This window comes from Dyadobacter sp. CY323, assembly GCF_021390245.1.
GTDB lineage: Bacteria > Bacteroidota > Bacteroidia > Cytophagales > Spirosomataceae > Dyadobacter.
In genome coordinates this window covers 172,135-192,305 of record NZ_JAJUXH010000018.1, presented here as the reverse complement: position 1 = coordinate 192,305, position 20,171 = coordinate 172,135, and the positions used below count along the sequence as shown (strand labels likewise).

Sequence of the window (20,171 nt, the reverse complement as noted above, 5' to 3'; positions counted from 1 at the left end):
CAGACAGCTATGAAAGTTTTTAAAAATATTACGTCGACATTGTTCCTTCTCTCCGTGCTCGCCTGCACGGATGGTTTTGAAGAAATGAACAAAAACCCGAACGGCGCAGAATTCGCGACTGCGGCCCAGCTATTTACGAATGCACAATACAATTTCTCGTACAATATCGCCGATGAATGGAACAATGGGAGATTTGGGATGTATTATGCCCAGTACTGGTCTTCTACGTATTACTCCGAGGAAAGCCGCTACCAGATTCGCGAAAATATCAATCAGATCATGTGGGATACTTTTTACGCGGATGTGCTGAGTGAACTGAAGGAATCGCAAAGACTGGAACTACTGGAAAAGGAGGAAGGGTTCGAAAACCGGATCGCCATTTCCGAGATCATGAAAGCATATACCTATCATTTCCTGACGGACATTTACGGGGGCCCGATTCCGTACTCGGAATCGCTGGACGCGGAGGACGTAACCCCGAAATACGATTCGGGCGAGGAGGTTTATGCCGGATTGCTGACAACGCTGGAAGAGCAGATCAAAATTTTAGACCCGGCGAAACCGGGTCATCTAACCGGGGACATCGTGTTCCAGGGCAATGTTGCGAATTGGAAAAAGTTCGCTAACGCACTTCGGTTACGGATTGCTTTGAGGATGATCGATGCAAAACCGGCAGAGGCGTTGGCTGCCATCAAGAAATCGCTGGACCCGGCCAATGGCGGCATCATCAGCACGCAGGATCAAAGTGCTGCATTGACCTGGCTTCCCGCGACCCCGAACAACAATCCAATGAATGAGAGCTTCAAGATCCGTGTGGACTTTTCGATGTCGAAAACGTTCGTGGATTATCTGAAACAGTATGATGATCCGAGGTTACCGGTTTTTGCGCAACCTTTGTTAAATACAAATACATATGTGGGAGAAGTGTACGGGTTGGAAAACGGGAACGGAAGCTCAAATGGCAACCGGACGCTGGTGAGTCTGCCGGGTAACTATGCTATTGGCGCTCAGGCACCTACGATCTGGCTTGATTTGGCGGAGGTGAAATTTATGCTGGCCGAAATCGTCGCCCGCGGTTTAAATGTTGGTTTGACAGCAACGGCCGAGCAGTATTACAAAGAAGGTATCACCGCCAATATGCATTACGCCGGAGTAACCGATGCTGCAATCGCTGCTTACCTGAAAAAAGTCCCGTACAATGCGGCGAAATGGAAAGATAGCATCGGCTCTCAGAAATGGATCGCGATGTATACTCAGGGGATGCAGGGCTGGCTCGAACGTTTGCGCCTCGATTTTAAAGATCCGATCTCGGGCAAGGCCATTTTCGTTGCCCCGGCCGACGGCTCGCTCGATGCCGATGTGACGGATGTATCGACGAGAATGAGTTACCCGCTCACCGAGGCTTCGCTGAACGGCGCACATTACCGAACCGCTTTGGAGAAACTGGGTGGCGGAAATAGTAAGGCTGTAAAGAATTGGTGGGATAAGTTTTGAAAAAAAATCAATTGCCTGAGGCTTTAGCCCTAGGACAAATTGATTGGAAAAAGGGAGGCATTTTAAAATGTTTTCCTTTTTTCTAATTTCGGCCCCATGAAGAAACTATACACACTGAAATCAGCTTTAAAATCAAATACGTCGGGTCTTAAATGTGACGCATTTGCAGCCCCCGCAACCTTGAAGGAAATAAAACAGCACAAGGATCTGTTTCATTTTGATTTTCTTCGGTTACAGTCAGATTACATCATTTATAAGTTATGCGTTGACGGCCAAAGGGATAAACTTAAAGGTTTAGTCGGATTCCGGCCGACTCCCGGAATTCTGGAGTGTGCGAATATGGAGGCAGCCCATTCAAATAAGCGTGGAAATCCTCTATATAGTGGTGCCGGCAAAGCGCTTATTGCTTTATGCTGCAAGGTTTCATTTGATTTAGGCTTGGAAGGATATATTTATTTTGATGCTAAAAACAGGCTAATTCCCTACTATGAAAGATTCGGTGCCAAATTAATTTTCGGATTAAGAATGGTAATTGAACCTGATGCAGCAGAAGCATTGATTGATTTATACTTTTAAAATCACTAATTTTAGTATTATGGAAACAGCGATCAAAAAAAAATATTCCCTCAGCACTTCTTCTCATAATCCTTCTGAGGAAGAAGAAGTTGGGCCGTTAATGATTTGGAATGGTACACGATCCAATGAGGAGGTTGCTAAGATGAGCGAATGGGTTTCAAAAAGAAGCAGGGAAATTGCTGCGGGAAAAGCCAGCATGAAATAAGCCAAAACCTGACAGGAGACTACCACCCCCTAGTTCAAATTCAGCCCCACAGCCAGCCCCACGTACGGTTTTCCCTGATAGATCCAGAGCTGTTTGTTTTCATCCAGAAGATGATCGATGCCCCCAATCAGACCGAATGTGAATTTTTCCAGACCCATGATAACGGCGATGCCTTTTGACCATACCAAACCGTCATACTCGATGTTGATTCCATTGTTCGTCACCCAGGAGTTCATCGGTGTCAGACCAAAACCAGTCATAAATCCCCCAGACAATCCGTAATGCTTCACCTTTTCATGAATGCGGCCGATCGGATCTTTTTCAAATGATAATCGGTATAGATCCGTTCGATAGCCCAGATAGACGTCACCGTTCAAATGATTGCTGAATTGCTTCGGAAAGCTGGATGTTGATGGCCGGAATTTGATCGGGATCGTCATGATGTCGACGTCGAATCCCTTTTGCAATATTTGGTTGCGCCAAGGTTTTCGACCGATGCTGTTTTCGAAAGGTGTCGTTTGGTTAACGTCGATGGTTTTATCGGAGCATGCTGCCATCCCTTTTTCAAAGAATAGATCACAATGGAATCCTCCGTGTTCTCCACATACACAATTTGCTTTTGTCCTTTTACCTTGGTGTGATAAACACCATCTGCAAAGTTATATTTTGGGCTATCTTTCAGGCTTTTGCAGCCGACTAACGTTAAAATAAGCAGTAATAAAAAACCAGTAGATCTGAATGTCATTGTATCGGATTATGTAGTTTAGCCGGCTTTTAACGCCGGAAATGGTAATATAATAGCTCCTCAGGATATTTTATATAAGTATATTTGATAGCATCATTAGCCTAAAACATCATGCCCGGAATTCAATCTATTTCTGAAAAACCAGAAAATCCCACTGCTGCCGAATTTGCAGCAAAAATGGAAACCTACCGGTCACCAGCCGAGGCCATGAAACTGATGCGTTATTTCAAAACGGGCGAGGGGGAGTATGGGGAAGGCGATGTTTTTATGGGTGTGCGAATGGGCCAGATCTTTGCGCTGGCCAAAGCCTACATCAACATGCCGGTGGAAGAAATCGACAAGTTGCTGGATAACCCGATCCATGAAATACGGACGGGTGCATTGAGTATCATTAATCAGCAGGCGAGATTGAAAAAAACGCCCATGAGCCAGAGAAAGGTACTTTATGATCTTTACCTCCGGCGCACGGACCGCATTAATAACTGGGACCTGGTGGATATTTGTGCACCGTATGTCGTGGGCGGATATTTGTATTTGTCCGGTGAGCCGAGGAATGTTCTTTTTGATCTGGCCAAATCCGAAGATGTCTGGGAAAGACGAACTGCCATCGTTGCGACGGGCTACTTTATCAGGCAGGGGGACATTGCCGATACATTTAAAATCGCGGAATCGCTGCTGGAGGACAAACACGATCTGATCCATAAAGCGACCGGCTGGATGTTGCGCAGCGCGGGACAGATCAACCGCCCGCTGCTGCAGAACTTCCTGGAAAAATATGCCGCTACCATGCCCAGGACCATGCTTCGCTATTCAATCGAGCATTTTGACAAGCCATTGAAAAGCTATTATATGGGCCTGAAACAAGCTAAGTAACGTTGCTATTTGGCAGGGGTAATGATGATATTCTGATATTCTACCGGGCCGTGGTCACCCTGGATGTACAAGGGGCCAGGCTCACCTTCATTACTATCAAGAGCGCCACCGGTGATGCCCGGGATCTCCTGATTGCTGATCACCGTTTTGCCGTTTGCAACGAGTGTCAACATCCTGCCTACCAGGGTAATGTCAAATGTATTCCACTCACCGGGCTCTTTCGCCACCATTTCACTTGGGGTAATAAAACCGTAAACAGCGCCCATTTGATCGAGTGAAGGTTCCATTCCTTTGCTGTCGGTTACCTGCACTTCGTAACGGCCGCGAAGGTACACGCCGCTGTTACTGCCTTTCGGTATGCGGAATTCGATATGTAGTTTAAAATCACCGAACTTCTGGTCGGTAATGAGGTTTGCACCCGATTTTGGACTGCGGAGAATGCCGTTTTCGGCAACCCATTGATTGGTAGGAGATCCCATGGGATGCCAGCCTTTTATTTCGTTGCCTCCTGTCAATTTAATAGGCGTGCCCCAGGCAGGCAGAGTCGTTTTGCGCAATGCCGGTGCACGGACGCCTTTCCAGCTATGGGTTTTTCCTTCCGGGGTGGTGAGCGTACCTGAGATGGATTCGCCGGAAAGTGTTCCCTCGACGGTCAGGTCCTTGTCACCTCTTTCCCATTGTTTTGGAATGGCAAAACTGAATTTTCCATCTTTAAATTTTACTTCGGAGATCGGTCGCGCACTTCCCGAAAAGCCTGTAAACTGGCCCACCAATGTGCTGGTGCCCGAATGTCTTACTTCCAGCCACGAAGGCAGCGGCTTGCCATCAGCGTCAACCGTAATGTCCCAGCGGCCTTCTATCGGAGATGCTGCTGGTTTTGAGGGATTTGCCTGGATTTGAATGGAAGTAAAAGCCATTAACAAACTCAGGGCTGGTAAAAATGCTCGCCGTAGAATCTGGCGAAGATTGGTTTGGAGTCTAGTATTCATCGTTTTTTTATATTGAAGGGTCAATTTAGAGATAAAAATTAAAATAATCCCGAGATCAAAGAACCGGGTTAATTTAAAGTGATATCCGGCAATTCCTGTGTTTCTATTTACGCGGTGAGGATGACTTTTACAAAATAATGAACCCACAAAGTGATTCTGAGCCGAATGGAGCATTTATTCGGCTCAGAATTCATTGGAATTTAATGGGCAAGTCCCTTTTTAGGTACGTGGTTCTCCGTGGTACTGCCAGTTATGGCTGAATATGGGCTAATTGTTAAGTCCGCGGCCCGTTTTATGCTGTAATTCATCAATCCGTTTCGACGCTTCCGCTTTCGTGAGGTTGGCATCAAATTCAACGCCTGCTTCATCTGAAAGCGTTTTTAGATAGGATTGCTGCGCACCTGTCATTGGTTCCTCACCTGTGGTCCATTCATCCGGGTCTTTGATCGCATTCGTACCTTGTGGGATTACTTTGCTGTCGTTCGTCGGATTCTCCGTTTCTTCCGGCAATATGTTATCGTTCTCAGTCATCGTTTGTTGATTTGTTTTAAAAGACCAGGTAAAAAAACTGAGCCAGTAGGTTATTTTATCACCCGTGGTCAATCGCATATCTCGATTCTTAAACGATAAGCTGTATACGACCAGCGAATATTGTATGGTTTTTTGTTTACAAAATACTATGGTAACCTAATTTGCGATAGCTTTCAAACTGATCTTCGGTGAAGAATTGGTCGGATGTGGGTTGTTGCGGGAATTTTGGGTTTTGCATTTGATATTCCCGGATGTCGGCAGGTTCGTCGCCGGTGAGCGCGGTTTTAATGTAAATCAGTTTCCCGGGTTTCGCCGTTCCCGGATACCGGATCGTGCCTTCTACAACATGGGTTTTTCCCATCAATGTTTTAGCATCCTTTTCGGTGATGTCGTCGGTATCGATTTCTATTTCTACCCCGAAATCGATGCGGCAGCGGCGGACTGCATTGGCCAGCCCCTCGCATAGTGAACCGGAATCTTCTTCTGCATCGCCCACGATGATGAGACTGCAGCGTCGCCGGACCAGTTCGTAAATGCCCATATTATCAAAATGGCCGCCATCGGAAAGGCTCACATAGTTAGAATTGACGGTCGATTTGCCGATCAGGTCATAGGTAATGTAGCCGATACCCAGCTTCGGTTCGGGATCTTTCCAGCAATCGGTGCGCGGATTGCCGATCCACCAGCCCAGTTTTACATTAAAGACACTCAACAGGAACGCAGTAGCAGCCGAGGAGTGATAACCCATGTTCGGATTAACCGCCGCACCCGAAATCGCCATGGCTGTACCCAGTGTAGGGCCGCCTGCAAAGTCTTTCGTCGGTCGGTAACCGTAATTATATACGCCGTCTTTGGAGTAGGCAGCCGAGCGGGTAGCGCTGAAGTCGAACCCGCAGAAAAGGGGCGTGAACAAAAATGACTCCGCTTTACGGTCTTGCCGGTCCAGTTCGGAAACGATCGTTGCATTCAATGCGGTGTTAATGAGCGGGTAGGGACCGTAGTAATTGTTGTCTACGGATAAATCCTGCATTTTAATATCATCATTGTTGTCGAAACCAGTGAAATTGTTGGCCGTTTTAATGCGGTCTGTCCTTCTTCTGGTTGCTCCGAGATAAGCCCGGATCAAACGGTTACGGTAAAAATGGTGGAGTGTAAATTCGTTTACGCCGGCCCGCCAGCTTAGTAATAACGTCAGAGCGCCGACTACGGTCATATTCAGAATACCTCCCAGAAGCTCGGCCTGGGGCAGCGATTCGATGGTATCGATCGCTTTTTTCAGAATTGTATTGGATTCGGTTCCCCGGGTCAGACTGTCGAAAATACCGGTGATAATGGACCAGACATCCAGCCTTTTGAAAAAATCGAGGGTATACGAACCGACGAGTAAAAAGCCGATCATAAAAAGATAGGGAGCAGCCCGGATAAAAACTTCTTTCACACTGAATCCGGTTTTGTCTTTATTCTCGCCGGACGATGTGGACGTAAATGCCATCCGCACGCCGGCTCCCACAATCGCCGCCCAGCCGCCCAGCATACCTGCCAGCGTTTTGAGATCTTGCTCATTAATGACTTTCACGACTTTTGGCAAAATAAAAACACAAACCGTAATGACAACCCACAACAAAATCATGCGGTGGACAATGGCGCCCATTCGTCCCCACCATTCCCGGCGCTCGTCCGGGAAGTAGATTCCCATAATGAACATCCGGATCACGACACAGAGTGAAATGACTTCCAATACCAGTGGGATACCGATCACAAAAACGAGGATCTTCGTGTCGGCAAACTCACTCGCCTGACGGATCCATTGCGTAGAAGAAACTCCTCTGTAAAAACCCGGCAGGTCGGCAAGGTGAATTCCTTCGATGATTTTCCAAACCAGGGAAAGTAGCAAAAATGCAGCCGCAATGGCGATAGCAGAAGAAATCACAATTGAAATGTGCACTTTCCAGTTCTTTTTGAAGCGTTTATGCTTTTGATAATTTCCCCAGTAGGCGATGAGCAGAATCCCGCCCATGCCGACGATTGCTGGTAAAATAAATACTTTCAGCTTGTGCGGGAAGGTTTGTTCGTTGCCAGTAATGAAAAACAGCCAGGCGCTGACAAGAAATGCAGTAACAAAAGCCCAGCCGACCAGGAACGAGGCAAACCGGTTGTCGCGACCATATCGCAGCAAGCTTTTCGGAGATACATCCTGGTCGAATGTATGCATGCCGAGCCCGGCCAGGACAGAGCCGGAGGCGAGAATGAGTGTACTGCCGATTCCAAGTACCCAGTTGTTATATAAATCGGTGACTGCAAAATATTTCCAAAGCAGGTACACATTTTCGATCAATGCGAGTAAGGTGCAAAGCAAAAGCAACAGAATGCTTTGATTAATGAGCGTGTTCCGGATCCAGGTTACTCCGATCGTCCAGGAATCTGTGGACATGATACTGGCATTGGGTGCCAGGTAATTGCTGTACATCCGTAGCCAGCGCAACGGGCGTACCTCATCCGCCATCGGGTCAGTGGACTTTTTACTATCGAGCCGGTCTGTTACTTTCGAAATGGAGCCCGAGCGTTTGATCCAGGACAGAAACCAGGAGCCAATGTACCCGCCACCTGAAACCGTCGATAAGTAATCGATGTGTTGTAAAATACCATTTTCAGCCAGCTTTTGAAGTACACCGAGGTTAAATGTGGCGGACCTGATCCCCCCGCCGGAAAAAGCCAGTCCGGTAAGTTTCATTTCCTGTGCGAGCAGCAGCGGGTCTTTGGTGCCGCTTTCAGGAATGTTGGCGTCTTCATGATCCATGAGGTCGAAGTCACCTTTGTTGTTCGGGCCGTCGGATTTAAGCAGGCTGATGGTTTTTTGAACAAATCCCGAGGGATCTTTTCTTCGCTCTTTCCGGCTGCGGTCAATGTGAATCAGCTCCTTGGTAAATGCGGTTTCGAACGATACCGGATTGTCTTGTTCCACCCATTTCAAAAGCTCCTGGTCGTTTGTCAGGAGTTCATTTATGAATTCGGATTTCGGCTTGGCGGTGTAGGTATCTTGCCACCAGGTTTCTTCATTTAGGTATGGTTCTTCCCACCAGGTTTTAAGTATGGTATTTTCTTCCGTATCCAGCAATGCAACGTCCTTTCCTTTGGCATAAATCTGAAACAGCCTTTGATTATAGGCATCTTCTTTGCCGCCGCCAAGTGCCAGTATCACCTGGAATGGAACGTAATGGAGGATGTCGACGAGTGTCACCCGTTCCGCCGGATTTTCGTACAAAATCACCCTGAAACTTCTTCGCCACTGATCTGGCGTCATCAGCAAAGGTGCGTCGTCCCTATTTTCGAGGGCTTTTGAACCGGCCGAAATATTGGTATCCAGCCATTCAAGCAATCGTTTGCCCGAATCGAAAAAAGATTCCACCAATCGGGTTTCGACATTTTCTACGGTGTTACTGTAAAAAATAATCTCCTTCATCCGTTTGATCCGCCTTTTGATCAGATCTTTCGAAGCCTCTGTTTCTGAAGCTGCCGCATCGGTTTTGGCAGCAATATTGACATACCTGATCTCGATTTCCGGAATTGTGGCCCGGACGGAGATCACATACTCATTTCGTGAATTGTTGTCGTAAGGAATGTCCTGATCCTTACAAATATCCTGTAAAAGTGTAAGGTAAGAGACGGCTTGCGAGGTGAGGTCGGTTACGATGTCCATGAGAGGGGATCGGGCTTGTAAGATTTGGGTTTAGTTAAAAAGGCGTGGGTTATCTGATGGGGATGCAGGTGAAGTAAGTTAGAGAGAAATGCGTCCGATTCAATTTAGAGGGATTTTTATTGATTTAACGGTCAGGCTGTTACGCAGTTCTCGTCTTCAATCCGACTAACTAATACCGAAAATGGAATATTGACAATTCCAGCAATTAACAGTACATTTAAAGGTATCACCTGTACCTGTCAACTGTTCATTATATGCCCCACATCAAGCTTGAAGACGGAGTGCCCGGAATTTTGGGGCCGATGCTGTTTAGTCCGCAGACGGCCGGGCCGATGAATTTGCTGGCGAATGCATTAATGCAAACCGACGAAGGCATGAGCCGCGGGGAGCGGGAACTGATAGCCACATACGTTTCGTCTCTGAACGACTGCTTTTTTTGCCAAACCATTCACGGGGCAATCGCCAGTGCCTACCTGGAAGACGAGGATTGGTCTTTTATAAAAAGTGTGAAGAGTGATTATGCCGCGACTGGTCTTTCGGAAAAAATGAAAGCATTGCTTTCCATTGCCGGAAGTGTGCAAAAAGGCGGGAAGAATGTGACGACGAAACAAATTGAGAGGGCAAAAACAAACGGCGCCGACGACCGCGACATTCATGATACCGTGCTGATTGCGGCTGCATTCTGCATGTTCAATCGCTACGTAGATGGGCTGGCTACCACCGCGCCGACCGACCCGGACATTTACCGCAACCGGGCGAAAAAAGTGATTGCAAACGGTTACAGCGCCACCGTAATCAACGGTACGTATTAGCAAAAAGCGGCGCGAAGAAACCTTCGCGCCAGAATATCAGTGTCGCTGTGTTGGAAAATTAATCATCCACCCGATCCCGTATTTGTCCCAAAAGCTGCCGAAATAATCTCCCCAAAACGCATCCTCCATTGGCATTTCGATTTTTCCGCCTTCGGATAATCCATTGAAAAGACGGTCGGCTTCCTCGCGGCTTTCAGTAAAAATGGAAATGTAGGAGTAGTTCCCGGACGTCAGCGTGTGGCCCATGGAAGGTACAATGTCCGAGCCCATCAGGAGGTCTTCGCCGATCGGAAGTGATACGTGCATCACCCGGTTTTTCTCAGCGTCAGGAACTTGCTCGGCACCAGGCATATCGCCCATTTTGCTGAGCATCAGGAATTCTCCTCCGAAAACAGATTTGTAGAAGTTAAAGGCTTCTTCCGCGGTTCCGTCGAAATTGAGGTAGGAATTTAATTTGGGCATGGCGGTTGTTGTTAAGGTTCAATAATTTGTTACATAAATGAATATTCAAAATTAACAGAGTGTGCGACATGGTATCGTCCCCAAAAAAGACATTTGCGGGGGGCGTTCAGGACATTTATTCCAGGATTTTCAGGAAGTGATCTTCTTTCTAATCAATATGTTCGAATCAAAACCATATATTTCTACTTTCAAAACGCCACAACCTGAAACTCAAAATGATCGCAGCAAACTTACCTTGGATCGAGTCCCCGTTTTTTGAAGAAATTGTTAAAACAAAAAACCTGACCGCGGAGCAGGAACGATATGTACGGGAATATCATGAAAATGGTTTTGTCGTCATTTCCGGGATGTTGCCGGAGTCGCTGATTGACCAAACCCGGAAGGATGCGGACGAAAAAGCATTCAACCCGGATTTTCCGATTAAAACCCAGCGTGACGACAGAAGAATACAGGATTTCTGGAAAGTGTCGGACGCATGCAAGCAGTTAACAAGTCACCCCGAATTGCTCAAAACGCTGGAACTGTTGTATGGCCGGGAAGTGATCCCGTTTCAGACACTCAATTTCAAATTCGGTTCGCAGCAGCGTGCGCATTCGGATACGATCCATTTCAGCTCGCTTCCGGCCCGGTTCATGTGCGGGGTGTGGGTAGCGCTGGAAGATATCACGGAAGAGAATGGGCCGGTATTTTATTATCCCGGATCGCATCGTTTGCCTGAATACGATTTTTCACAGATTCGTACGGACGCAGCAACTTCTTCATATAGTGATTACGCTCAATATGAGGATTTTATAGAAAAGATTGTGGCGGCCAACAAGTTTGAGAAAAAGAAATTTCTCGCTAAAAAGGGCGATTTGCTGATCTGGTCATCTAATATCATACACGGTGGCTCGCTGGTAACAAGAGAAGGTGCGACGAGGTGGTCTCAGGTCACACATTACTTCTTCAAAGACTGCTACTACTACACGCCAATGCTCTCGAACATGGTTACTAAAGATCTGTTTTTGAGACGGAATCTTGAAAACATAAGAACGGGGGAACGGGTGGAGCAAAGTTACAATGGACAAAAGCTTCAGTATCTGGCGACAGAAAAGGATATCTATTCATTGCTTCCAAAAAAGCTGAGCCTTGTTTCTCAGGTGAAAGCGATAGCCAAATCTTTGCTGCGTAAATAAAATCGACATTTTTCCCTTCACTAATTTCAATGCGCATTCAGCGAAGTTGAGATTAGTGAAATTTTAGGAGAAGAAACGCTGATCGCCTGGCACATGCCGGCAGTTAAAACTCGAACCATAAGATGGAAAACTCGAAACTTACAGGATATGCTCCGGTAAACGGGCTGAACATGTACTATGAAATTCATGGAGAAGGAGAAATCCCATTGGTGCTGATACACGGCGGCGGCTCTACGATTGAAACCAGTTTCGGCGAATTTCTGCCATTGTTATCTCCCCACATGAAGGTAATTGCGGTGGAAATGCAGGCCCACGGACGTACCAGCGACCGCGACGCGCCTGAATCGTACAAGCAGGACGCCGCCGATGTGGCCGCGCTTATGAAATATCTTAACATTGAGAAAGCGAACATCCTGGGTTTCAGCGACGGAGGCTGCACCACCATGCAAATCGCGATGAGCTACCCGGCTATTCTCAGCAAAATCGTAGTCGTTTCTTCTAATTATAAAAACGAAGGAATGATACCCGAGTTTGCCGGTTTTATGAAAAATGCCAGTCTGGAAAATATGCCTGAACCTTTGAAAGTGGCTTATAACAACGTTGCGCCGGATAAAAGTAAGCTGATAGTCATGTTTAACAAAGACCGTGACCGCAGGCTGGGATACCAGGATTGGGAGGATGCCGATCTGAAATCCATTAAAACACCGGCCTTGCTGATGGTCGCCGACAAGGATGTGGTGACGGTGGAGCACGTCGTAAAAATGTCACATTTGATACCGAATGCGCAATTGACCGTGTTACCTGGGACGCACGGCTCGTTTATTGGTGAGATATGTACTGCGAAAAAGGGGAGTAGATTGCCGGAAATGGCGGCGGTGCTCGTGAGGGAGTTTTTGTGGGAGATGTGAAATCCGGGCCGCCGGTGCGGTGAAATGTGCTTTGCCCTGGGCTGCGCCTCGTTTGTTGGGCCCGATGTATTCCTCAGTGTGGTGTTACTTTTATATCAATCCGTATCGATTAGTAGAATCAAAAAACGTATATTGACATAAAAACCTCCCTGCATATGAAGTACAAAGCCTCCTGGGATAACCTCACTAAAATCATCACCGTAGGAGTTACCGTTTTGTTCCTCGGTATTTTCGGCAGCCTGTTCGTTACAGACGGAAAACCGGATGCGGGCTCGAGTGTCGTGATCGCGGTAATCCTGTTTGTCACGTATTTCGTTTCGTATATTTTCAGACCGGTTGGTTATGCTGTCAGCGATGGTAAACTGATTATTCAAAGGCCATTTAATGAGGTAGTGATTGAAAAAAGTAAGATCAGAAGTGTTGAAATACTGGACGATGAAAAGCTGAAATGGACGTTCCGGACCTTTGGTGTGGGCGGTTTGTTTGGCTATTATGGTAAATTTTACAACTCGAAAATCGGGCATATGACCTGGTACGCTACCCGAAGAAACAAAGCCGTGCTGGTGAAAACAGTTAATAATAAAAATATCATCCTGACACCCGACGAAGCAGCGGATTTTGTACGACAGTTCGATACTCCCCGGACCTGACATTCAGGTTACGGTACTTCTATAAACGCGGATCATTTAATATCTTTGTTTTTCTAGTTGCTACAATGATATGGAAGTAAGTCAGACAGTCCACCTTGCGGACGATGATGAGGATGACAGAATGCTTATAAGGGATGCTTTGGAGGAAGCAAATCCGGACCTGAAGGTGGTCGAAGCAGAAGATGGGAGGGAACTGGTGGAAAATATCAGAAATTCCGATGATCTGTCTGACACGGTTGTGCTTGTTGACATGAACATGCCCCGAATGAATGGGATTGAGGCTTTGAAGGAGATCAGGTCTGAGCCGGAACTTTCCGAACTACCTACGGTCATGATGTCCACTTCGAGCAATCCGGATCTCAGAAAGAAGGCGCTGGCTGCCGGCGCTAATGAGTTTATCGTAAAGCCAAACACATTCTCAGCGCTCCTCGATATTGCCAGAAGTATCGTTAATCGCTTTCTGGGTCGAAAATAATTTCATTTACGGAAAAAGATAAATTAGGATCAGATCCCTGGTTTATGAATGTTGCACCAATACTTTGTATTTCAAAGTACTTTTCATAAATTTGATTTTGTCAAAAGATTTAGAGAAGCCTACGTTTCACACGAACAGACACTATCTGATGCTGACATTATCCTGTTCGATATGGTTGTTTACAGGTGTGGGATTGCATTTGTTTTAATATTGGAAAAAAGAAAAGTACATTTTCACCGAGTATGAAATGGTTTGTAAGTGAAGGTTCTGTTGTGCGGGAGATCTGGGGGAAAGCAGATACGATTCTCTTCATTTTTGCCGGTGCTTCCGCGGAGTTCGCGGTTAATAAAGCAGTCGATTGGCTGTATTTTACAGGTAAGCTGCCCGCTGATCCGTTGGGCCGGCTATTTTCAACGGTCGGTTACGCTCGAAAAATCGTATTTGCCGAGTATGACGACGCGATGAATGCGATTGACCAGATTACGGCCATACACAAGCAAGTCGAAAACAAACGGGGAGCTCAAATCCCCGACTGGGCATACCGCGATGTGTTATTCATGCTCATCGATTATTCGATCCGATCTTTTGAATTATTGGAAAGGAAACTAACTACAGAAGAAAAGTCGGAGATGTTTCACGTTTTCAATCAGGTCGGTTTGCGAATGGGCATTGCCGGTTTACCGGAATCTCTGGCCGAATGGGAGAGAATGCGGGAGGAGCATCTTTCGGAAAATTTGACAAAAAGTAACTTCTCCGTTGATTTATACAAACAATACAAAAAACATCTCGGCCCGGGAAGGTATCATTTGCTCATGCAAGTACAGGCGCAACTCGCGCCGGGACAGGTGAATACGCTACTTAACTTAGGCAGGGGGCTGGCAATGGACTTCATTCTCCCGGTGTATAAGTTCATGCGAATAGTCGGGTTACATCATTTGTTGCGAAACTTGATCTTGCCGGGAAAATATAAATCTGAGATTTTAGGCCTGGATGAACGGCAAGCTATTTAGTCAGAAGTTTTCCCGAAAAGAACGGTAGCATCTTCTGCTCGATGCGCTCTCCGATGCGGTTGAGGTGGTCACCCTGATATTCTTCGTACGTATGCTCAATTTTATAATTTTCGAGCAGTTCATGAAGGGTTTTGATATTTGATGCAATCGGTTGGTCTTTGTCGCCGGCGTCAAATGCAATTCCTTTCAGCTTTTTAAGATTGGGAATATATTGATCAATCGTCGCCATGCCTGAATTAGCCGCCCATTTCGTTTCTGTCATTTTTTGAAACTGCCCGTTTTCGACGATTTGATCTGTGTAAAAAGGCGGTTTCGTCGGGTTGGGCGACCAGGCTGCTGCCGACGCGAGTGCGGCTTTTGTCCCAAAATCGGCCTTATTGAAATCAGCCGGATCTTTGATCGCTTCTATTTTTGCCAAAGATTCCGGTGATCTGTTTCCGCCGGGAGCCATGCAACATGGGCTCAATGCGTAAAGACTGGAAAAAACATCCGGGTACCGTTCGCCAATGCGCATCGTTCCATAACCACCCATTGAATGACCCGCAAGTCCGCGACTGGTTGGTTTTGCAATCGTGCGATATTGTTTGTCGATGTAGCTGACGAGTTCCTTCGCCACATATTCTTCCCAGTTTCCAACGGTTATGGAATTGGAATAAAAGCTTCCGCCACTTCGCGTATAGGCATTAGGCGTCACAATGATCATCTCATTGACTTTGCCAGCCGCAAATACTTTGTCGACGATCACCGGCATATTGATCCAATGCTTCACCAGTCCATACCATTGCGCATCGGTATCGGTGAAACCGTGCAGCAAATAGATAACCGGATAGCGGCGCTTTGAATCCTTTTTATAGCTGGGAGGTAGATAAATGGAAACTTCAGGATCGGCAGAATTTCCTTCCAAATTACCTTCAAGACATTTCCCATGGACTTTAATGCGCTCGACGGAGCCAAGGAGTTTTTCCTGAGCGGAGGCTAGAGTCGCCCCGAAAATGGAAAAGATGAGCGTAAATAGGAGTAGTTGTTTTTTCATTCTGTTGAATGGCTGACGTTTTTATAATAAAGATCTCATATCAGAAGCTCTACCGTCTTAGCAAATAAAATGCCGATTCCTGAAAACTGATGAACGATTTCGATTGTGCATTATCAATCCATCCTCTTTCCAAATGGCTTGCATCCACTAACGCGGAAGTCTGCATTTTCCCGTAAACTTCGCACACATCCTGCAAAGTTTTTAATTCGTTTTCGTTGAAACTGGATGCGTCGAATGCGTTTGCAGTGGAAATGACTTCCCCATAATTTCCGTTGCCAACTTCAATCTGCTCAATGGATAGTTTGGCATCGTCACAAAGCTTTACATATAATTTCTGGTATTGGGACGGTACCGGACCAAACTGGATTGCACGGTAAGAAATGCCTGAAATCGCATATCCGGTTCGTGAATACGAGAGAAAATCGGCATAGAAAAGCAACTTGTTCAACTTCGTTTTATAAAGCCCTTTAACCTTTGAATCAAAAAAAGCGATCATATTGGAAATCTTTTCCATATCCGGCCGCCGGTACCCATTAAATGCTGACGGTGCCTGATTCTCGAAGATCTGATCCAGAAATAGCAGATCCCAGATATGTTTCACATTTTCCGCAATGATCTGTTCTGCTTTCAAAACCAGCTTTTTTACTTCTTTTTCAGTCAAAATATGTGAGCTGGCTTGCACCTGACGGATAAATGCCGCCGGATCTTTCACCGACAAAATTAACCGTCCATTAGAAACTGACGGAATCTCGCCAGACTCGTACAGCCGGTACGCATTCGTGCCAAGCCCGAGTATCTCCGACATTTTATTCGCCGAGACATCATACATCTGCCTGATCTGCCTGATCTCCTCCGGAAAAGGAATCCGGTATTTCTCGCGGTATTGGTTGTGAACCTGGGAAATACCAAGCTCATCAAGCTCGTCGGTAGTGAATTTCTCCCCGGAATCCTCGCATAGGTAATAATGCCAATAATATTCAAACTTCTCTTTTCGGAATGTCAGGCTTGACAACTCGCAATGTAAGCTTGCCTCTTTTCCTGTAATCGGGCTCTTCATGGCAGTTTAATTAAATGGGTAAAACATGGGATGTTCCGCGATGTGAAATGAAATGCATGTCACACTCAGATTTAAGTGACCAAGAGATATCTTGATATAGATTTCGTGGCCATTATGCCGATATCCAAAAACCCACAGACTTGCAATCCCATAAAGAACATCATCAATTGGTCCCGCGACATAGTTCGCAACAGTTAGCGACTCAATAATTTGTCGCCGTTTGAGCGTAGATACTTCAAGGTTTACAAGTGTGTCGACATTTTTCGTACTCGTTCTCGATATGAACCTGATATCAAAGATGTTATACTTAACATAGAACTCAGCAAGAAACCGCTCCACTTCTAATCGTGATGCCAAAGCTAGGAAATAGTTTAATTAGCTGCATAAAAATTTTACAAACTCAACTTTTTCGTTGAATTATAATGCAAATTAAACCATCTAAAATTAGCGTAAGCACCTAGGAAAGCCACAGTTTTCAAACGGTGGAAAGGAATGATTTTAAGGTAAGACCGACTTTATTCCGTAACCAAAAGTCGCTGCGGGAAATCCATGCCGTTCAGTTGAATCCTGTAAGTTCCGGGTTCCAGACGGTGTTCAATGGGTGTACCGAGGGAAAACATCAGCTGGTTTGGATCAGCACTTTTACAGATGTTCAGGCAGGCGCCATCCGCACTGATCCGGGTGGCTATTCCGGTGGCAACATTGGTGAATACCAGACCGGTTATGGTGTGATTAGAATATAGGTTTTCGACCGGAAAACTCATTTCCAGCCGTTTTGATTTTTTAGAAAAAGTCAAGTCTTTATTGCTTTCAAGTGCTTTTAGCGGACCGCTGGCAACGATTTTTAGTTGGTATATCGTTGTCGTTTCCGCGTCTCCGATCCGCAGGGTCAGTCCATCGGGCGGAGTGGTGTTACACGAACAGTAGGCAGAAAGATCGATCGTGTTGTCGGGCAATATGCCATCGATTACCCGCGCCCCGTTACTCAATTCCAGCACCGGTTTCAGGCCGCCATCTAAAACGGCGGGCAGCTTGACAGTTATGCGCGAATTGGGCGCATCGAATATGACGTTTTCTGAGGGAATGCCCGCAAATGAGATCTTTTGAATGGAAGGTCCATCGTAAACCGGTTCCGTCGATTTTTGACAGGCGATTTGGAGGAACAGGAATGCCAGAAGGGAGGATAGGATTGCTTTCATTTTGATGTCACTTTAAAATTGCGAAAATGCCGTTATATAGGTTCAAGCCTTGCGCCACTCCATGCCGTTCAGCTCATCTAATACCAGCCATTGAGCGGCCCATTGCAGCTGTATGCCAATAAGTTGCCTGAACACTTTTTCTAACCATTCGGGGATTTCGGTATTTGAATAGTTGCAGTATTGGCAAGGAATTCCGGCATTCAGCCGCAGAGCGGCTCCCTGTTTCTAGCAAAAATAACCTACTGGGAATTATGGCCCCGGTGGGGCCTCCTGTTGCTAGAAAATGATCAATATTGATTATAAAGTGGCCCCAGCGAGCCTCTTAATCACTTGTCGGGTTTCAGGAGGCTCCGTAGGAGCCCAATCTTCGGTTAGTCGCCCTTTTTCTATAAACAGGAAGCTCCGCCGGAGCTGTTTTCAGTTTCCCGATGTACCCAAATATCTTCGGTTAGTCGCACTTTTCAAGAAACAGTAAGCTCCGCCGTAGCTGTTTTCTGTTTCCTTAAAGTGACCCAAACCTTATTTGACCCATGTCGTTTACCACGCCAACATCTCCCATTCAGCCGCAGAGCGCTCCCTGTTTCTAGCAAAAAATAACCTATTGGGAATTATGGCCCGAGCGGGGCCCCCTGTTTCTAGAAAATGATCAATATTGAGATTATAAAGTGGGCCCCAGCGGGGCCTCCTGATTATTTGTCGGCTTTCAGGAGGCTCCGATGGAGCCCAATCTTCGGTTAGTCGCACTTTTCTATAAACAGGAAGCTCCGCCGGAGCTGTTTTCAGTTTCCCGATGTACCCAAATATCTTCGGTTAGTCGCACTTTTCAAGAAACAGGGAGCTCCGCCGGAGCTTACTGTTTCCTTAAAGTGTGCCAAACCTCATTTGCCCCATGTCGTTTACCACGCCAACATCTCCCATTCAGCCGCAGAGCGCTCCCTGTTTCTAGCAAAAAATAACCTATTGGGAATTATGGCCCGAGCGGGGCCCCCTGTTTCTAGAAAATGATCAATATTGAGATTATAAAGTGGGCCCCAGCGGGGCCTCCTGATTATTTGTCGGCTTTCAGGAGGCTCCGATGGAGCCCAATCTTCGGTTAGTCGCCCTTTTTCTATAAACAAACAGCTCCGCCGGAGCTGTTTTCAGTTTCCCGATGTACCCAAATATCTTCGGTTAGTCGCACTTTTCAAGAAACAGGAAGCTCCGCCGGAGCTATTTTCTGTTTCCTTAAAGTGTCCCAAACCTTATTTGCCCCACGTCGTTTACCACGCCAACATCTCCCATTCGGCCGCAGAGCGGCTCTCTGTTTTTGGCAAAAAGACAGCTTTACTAGATGATGGCCTCAGAGCGGGTGTTCTGTTTGTCGCTAAATCTTGAACCTTAGTAACTAAACCGCTGCCCGGCCGGCAACTCGGATACGTGTCGGATTTTGCCATGTCGGAAATCGCGGTATAAGTCTTTGATTTCTTCTTCGCGATCTGCAATGAACGGACCGTATGATACGATCGGGTCATTTTGAGGTAGTCCGGCGTAAAGTATCACGCGTCCGCCCGATGAGCCAGCCGAGAGAATAAGATCACTTTCCACGTCTTCCGTATGCTTGTCCAGCCAGCCAATCTGCCCGTCATTCAACACCTGCCGATCTTCACCCACTTCTACGGTGCCTTCAATTACATACAAAAATGCATTGTATGCCGCGTGTAGCTTTTGTGTCGTTTTTGCGCCGGGCCGCAATTGAATGTCAGCGATCACAACCGGTGTATGGTTTTGAACCGGCGAGGTTGCTCCGGCAAATGTGCCGCTATAAACCCTGATTTCCAGCCCATTATCGTAGACTCTGGGTACATTCGCAAATGCGAGGTCCTGAACCCTCGGCGTTGTCCATCTATCTTTTTTAGGCAGATTGAGCCACATTTGTAGCAGCCGCATTTTAGACTCGCGATCAATCGTCTCCGTATGCACGATTCCGCTTCCGGCCGTCATCATCTGAAAATCACCCGCTTTCATCATGTGCGCCGAGTCGCCCACTTCACCTTCCAGTAAAAGAGAAACGGTTTCAAAGCCGGCATGAGGATGGGGACCTCCGACAGGGTCGCCGCCTTTTTTATCCAAAAAATCATCCATGAGGATAATGAAAGGATCACTGTTCACAAAGTCGTTCATCACCACGGCGCGGGCAATGTGGTCCGGCCCCAGAAATCCCTGTTCGCCACGAGGTGTTTTTATGTTAACCAGTTTTCGGTTCAACGTTTGATTTTCCATAACTGAAGGTTCCTTTTTGTT

20 protein-coding genes are annotated in these 20,171 nt (G+C 46.5%); 10 read left to right on the top strand and 10 right to left on the bottom strand.

Annotated elements, in window-relative coordinates:
* Nucleotides 1-9 precede the first annotated feature (9 nt).
* From LZG72_RS22345 to LZG72_RS22335, 3 genes are all read left to right on the top strand, one after another.
* On the top strand, nt 10-1,494 hold the full coding sequence (locus LZG72_RS22345) for a SusD/RagB family nutrient-binding outer membrane lipoprotein (RefSeq protein WP_233877308.1): 1,485 nt from the start codon (nt 10-12) through the stop codon (nt 1,492-1,494).
* 96 nt (nt 1,495-1,590) lie between these two features.
* Complete coding sequence (locus LZG72_RS22340) at nt 1,591-2,070, top strand: hypothetical protein (RefSeq protein ID WP_233877307.1); 480 nt, start codon at nt 1,591-1,593, stop codon at nt 2,068-2,070.
* Nucleotides 2,071-2,089: 19 nt separating this feature from the next.
* Complete coding sequence (locus LZG72_RS22335; RefSeq protein WP_233877305.1) at nt 2,090-2,275, top strand: hypothetical protein; 186 nt, start codon at nt 2,090-2,092, stop codon at nt 2,273-2,275.
* 29 nt (nt 2,276-2,304) lie between these two features.
* Here the strand turns inward: LZG72_RS22335 and LZG72_RS22330 are convergent, their stop codons facing one another.
* Entirely contained in the window at nt 2,305-2,832 is a 528-nt protein-coding gene (locus LZG72_RS22330) for a hypothetical protein (RefSeq protein WP_233877303.1), read from the bottom strand.
* A 299-nt stretch (nt 2,833-3,131) separates the two neighbouring features.
* On the opposite strand from LZG72_RS22330, the gene LZG72_RS22325 reads away from it, so the two are divergent.
* Nucleotides 3,132-3,893 carry a DNA alkylation repair protein gene (locus LZG72_RS22325; protein ID WP_233877301.1) on the top strand — a complete coding sequence of 254 codons (762 nt, stop codon included), beginning with the start codon at nt 3,132-3,134 and terminating at the stop codon, nt 3,891-3,893.
* Between the two features lie 5 nt (nt 3,894-3,898).
* Here the strand turns inward: LZG72_RS22325 and LZG72_RS22320 are convergent, their stop codons facing one another.
* The 3 genes from LZG72_RS22320 to LZG72_RS22310 form a co-directional block, all read right to left on the bottom strand.
* Nucleotides 3,899-4,882 carry a DUF1080 domain-containing protein gene (locus tag LZG72_RS22320; protein ID WP_233877299.1) on the bottom strand — a complete coding sequence of 328 codons (984 nt, stop codon included), beginning with the start codon at nt 4,880-4,882 and terminating at the stop codon, nt 3,899-3,901.
* A 267-nt stretch (nt 4,883-5,149) separates the two neighbouring features.
* Nucleotides 5,150-5,491: a DUF3072 domain-containing protein gene (locus LZG72_RS22315; RefSeq protein ID WP_233877297.1), complete on the bottom strand. Its 342-nt coding sequence runs from the start codon at nt 5,489-5,491 to the stop codon at nt 5,150-5,152.
* Between the two features lie 58 nt (nt 5,492-5,549).
* Complete coding sequence (locus LZG72_RS22310; RefSeq protein ID WP_233877295.1) at nt 5,550-9,110, bottom strand: patatin-like phospholipase family protein; 3,561 nt, start codon at nt 9,108-9,110, stop codon at nt 5,550-5,552.
* 254 nt (nt 9,111-9,364) lie between these two features.
* On the opposite strand from LZG72_RS22310, the gene LZG72_RS22305 reads away from it, so the two are divergent.
* Nucleotides 9,365-9,922, top strand: coding sequence for a carboxymuconolactone decarboxylase family protein (locus LZG72_RS22305; RefSeq protein WP_233877293.1), 558 nt, complete (start codon nt 9,365-9,367; stop codon nt 9,920-9,922).
* A gap of 36 nt (nt 9,923-9,958) precedes the next feature.
* Here LZG72_RS22305 and LZG72_RS22300 read toward each other — a convergent pair whose 3' ends face one another.
* Complete coding sequence (locus LZG72_RS22300; RefSeq protein WP_233877291.1) at nt 9,959-10,384, bottom strand: VOC family protein; 426 nt, start codon at nt 10,382-10,384, stop codon at nt 9,959-9,961.
* A gap of 215 nt (nt 10,385-10,599) precedes the next feature.
* On the opposite strand from LZG72_RS22300, the gene LZG72_RS22295 reads away from it, so the two are divergent.
* The 5 genes from LZG72_RS22295 to LZG72_RS22275 all read left to right on the top strand — a co-directional run bounded on the left by LZG72_RS22295 (nt 10,600) and on the right by LZG72_RS22275 (nt 14,602).
* Nucleotides 10,600-11,559: a phytanoyl-CoA dioxygenase family protein gene (locus tag LZG72_RS22295; RefSeq protein WP_233877288.1), complete on the top strand. Its 960-nt coding sequence runs from the start codon at nt 10,600-10,602 to the stop codon at nt 11,557-11,559.
* A gap of 122 nt (nt 11,560-11,681) precedes the next feature.
* On the top strand, nt 11,682-12,467 hold the full coding sequence (locus LZG72_RS22290; RefSeq protein WP_233877286.1) for an alpha/beta fold hydrolase: 786 nt from the start codon (nt 11,682-11,684) through the stop codon (nt 12,465-12,467).
* Between the two features lie 155 nt (nt 12,468-12,622).
* Nucleotides 12,623-13,117, top strand: coding sequence for a PH domain-containing protein (locus tag LZG72_RS22285; protein WP_233877284.1), 495 nt, complete (start codon nt 12,623-12,625; stop codon nt 13,115-13,117).
* 70 nt (nt 13,118-13,187) lie between these two features.
* On the top strand, nt 13,188-13,592 hold the full coding sequence (locus LZG72_RS22280) for a response regulator (RefSeq protein WP_233877282.1): 405 nt from the start codon (nt 13,188-13,190) through the stop codon (nt 13,590-13,592).
* 242 nt (nt 13,593-13,834) lie between these two features.
* On the top strand, nt 13,835-14,602 hold the full coding sequence (locus LZG72_RS22275) for an oxygenase MpaB family protein (protein WP_233877280.1): 768 nt from the start codon (nt 13,835-13,837) through the stop codon (nt 14,600-14,602).
* Here the strand turns inward: LZG72_RS22275 and LZG72_RS22270 are convergent.
* The 5 genes from LZG72_RS22270 to LZG72_RS22250 all read right to left on the bottom strand — a co-directional run bounded on the left by LZG72_RS22270 (nt 14,595) and on the right by LZG72_RS22250 (nt 20,150).
* Nucleotides 14,595-15,635 carry an alpha/beta hydrolase family protein gene (locus tag LZG72_RS22270; RefSeq protein ID WP_233877278.1) on the bottom strand — a complete coding sequence of 347 codons (1,041 nt, stop codon included), beginning with the start codon at nt 15,633-15,635 and terminating at the stop codon, nt 14,595-14,597. The two genes, LZG72_RS22275 and LZG72_RS22270, sit on opposite strands and share 8 nt — an antisense overlap.
* Nucleotides 15,636-15,684: 49 nt before the next feature.
* Nucleotides 15,685-16,692: a type II toxin-antitoxin system antitoxin SocA domain-containing protein gene (locus LZG72_RS22265; RefSeq protein WP_233877276.1), complete on the bottom strand. Its 1,008-nt coding sequence runs from the start codon at nt 16,690-16,692 to the stop codon at nt 15,685-15,687.
* Nucleotides 16,693-16,698: 6 nt separating this feature from the next.
* Nucleotides 16,699-17,049, bottom strand: coding sequence for a hypothetical protein (locus tag LZG72_RS22260; protein ID WP_233877274.1), 351 nt, complete (start codon nt 17,047-17,049; stop codon nt 16,699-16,701).
* A gap of 158 nt (nt 17,050-17,207) precedes the next feature.
* Complete coding sequence (locus tag LZG72_RS22255; protein ID WP_233877272.1) at nt 17,208-17,891, bottom strand: hypothetical protein; 684 nt, start codon at nt 17,889-17,891, stop codon at nt 17,208-17,210.
* Nucleotides 17,892-19,268: 1,377 nt separating this feature from the next.
* Nucleotides 19,269-20,150 (bottom strand): pirin family protein, encoded by an 882-nt coding sequence (locus LZG72_RS22250; RefSeq protein ID WP_233877270.1) that lies wholly within the window; start codon nt 20,148-20,150, stop codon nt 19,269-19,271.
* Nucleotides 20,151-20,171: the final 21 nt, after the last annotated feature.